Here is a 1,055-nt window from a genome sequence, read left to right on the forward strand (position 1 = left end):
ATACCCTGCAAGGCATTCGCCTAGCTCTCTTGATGAGTTTGCTCCCAAGCTCTCCGCTTGGCTCAGTGCTGAATCCGTTAAATCTCCCGAGCAAATCAACAGCGATAGCAAGTTTGCGGCCTGAAGGACAGCTCAGGCAATCGCCACCGACACCCGATAAACCAACACCCCCAACAATCCAAACGCCCCCGCCAACATGCAATACGGCGCCCACCTGCGTTCACGCATTCCATAGCCGGTCAGCAGCAGGCAAATGCTCAAGGCGGGTATCCATGTGGAAGGGCTGGTCAGGTCCATGATGCGTACTCTCCGATGATCTGAATTTCAAAATCCGCCAGACGCTGCCCTGGCGAACGTACTCTCCATCACGCCATCTGGCTGATGGTCTTCCTGAACCGGCCCAGTGCAGCCACGAACAGCACCAGGCCAATTCCGAAGATGGCCAGCAACTGCGGCCAGACCACTTCCAGGCCAGCGCCCCGGTACAGGATGGCTTGCCCTGCCGCGACAAAATGGGTGGTCGGGGCGGCCAGCATGATGTCCTGTACCGGTACAGGCATACTCTCGCGAGGCGTGGAGCCGCCCGAGAGCAGTTGCAGCGGCAGCAGCACCAGCACCGTCAACATGCCGAACTGCGGCATCGAGCGCGCCAGCGTGGCCATGAAGATGCCCATCGAGGTGGTGGCAAACAGGTGCAGCACGGTGGCCAGCATGAAGAGCGCGATCGATCCTTCAATGGGCACCTGCAAGGCGCCGCGCACGATCAACAACAAGGACGCCAGCGCTGCCAGCGCCACCACCGCACCCATGGACCAGACCTTGGCCAGCATGATCTCGGCCGGGCTCACCGGCATCACCAGCAGGTGTTCGATGGTGCCGTGCTCGCGCTCGCGGATCAGTGCTGCGCCGGTCAGGATGATGGAGAGCATGGTGACGTTGTTGATGATTTCCATCAGCGAGCCGAACCAGGACTGTTCCAGGTTGGGGTTGAAGCGCATCCGCAAGACCAGGCCGACCGGGGTGCTGCCGGGGCTTCGGTGCGGCGCACGAACTGC

2 protein-coding genes are annotated in these 1,055 nt (G+C 61.2%); both read right to left on the minus strand.

All coding sequences use genetic code 11. The annotated features are described in order from the left end of the window. Positions 1-132 precede the first annotated feature (132 nt). Complete coding sequence (locus I5W_RS31970) at positions 133-297, minus strand: hypothetical protein (protein ID WP_156425818.1); 165 nt, start codon at positions 295-297, stop codon at positions 133-135. A 68-nt stretch (positions 298-365) separates the two neighbouring features. Beyond that, the coding region (locus tag I5W_RS08060; RefSeq protein WP_044528842.1) for an ABC transporter permease at positions 366-1,055 on the minus strand (690 nt) is incomplete at its 5' end.

It is taken from the genome of Herbaspirillum sp. B65 (assembly GCF_000333555.1).
GTDB lineage: Bacteria > Pseudomonadota > Gammaproteobacteria > Burkholderiales > Burkholderiaceae_D > Herbaspirillum > Herbaspirillum rubrisubalbicans.